Annotated in this window: 1 protein-coding gene; it reads left to right on the top strand. The window is 54.9% G+C overall.

Annotated elements, in window-relative coordinates; genetic code table 11:
* A partial coding sequence (locus tag A6M21_RS18750) for a hypothetical protein (RefSeq protein WP_201721854.1) occupies nucleotides 1–534 on the top strand: 534 nt, incomplete at both ends.

Below are 534 nucleotides of genomic sequence, written 5' to 3'. Positions count from 1 at the left end.
GGACGGGGCATCCCCCGCCGGGTAAATGACTGGCTGGCCATACCGATGACCATACCGCCGGCATACGAAAATCGCTTGCTGAATCATCTGTCATCCGGCAACGCCTATACTGTGCAGGTGTTGAGGAAAGACGGAAGATTTTTCGCCCACATCTCATTCGCCCTGGGTGACGAAAAGCAGGTGGATTATTCCCGGGCAATGGCCGGCATTGACCTGAATCCGCAGAACATTTCTGTCACCATCGTATCGCCAGACGGCAATTTCAAAACATCACGGGTATTTCATTGCCCCGATTTGCCGACCGTAAAAGCCGGAAAGCGGGATTGGATCATCGGCGACCTGTGCCGGGACATCGCCGGCTGGCTGATCGCCGCCGGCGTTACCCAGGTTGCCCTGGAAGAATTACACTTCAACCAGGACCACGACACCAACCGGTTTTTCAACCGGATGAGCCACAACTTCTCCCACCGGGATATGTTAACCAACCTGGTTACCCGGCTGAGAAAAGAAGACGTCGCGGTTTTCACTGTGAAC

Source organism: Desulfotomaculum copahuensis (assembly GCF_001655685.1).
Classification (GTDB): domain Bacteria; phylum Bacillota; class Desulfotomaculia; order Desulfotomaculales; family Desulfovirgulaceae; genus Desulfotomaculum_G; species Desulfotomaculum_G copahuensis.
This window is presented reverse-complemented; position numbering and strand designations above follow the sequence as displayed.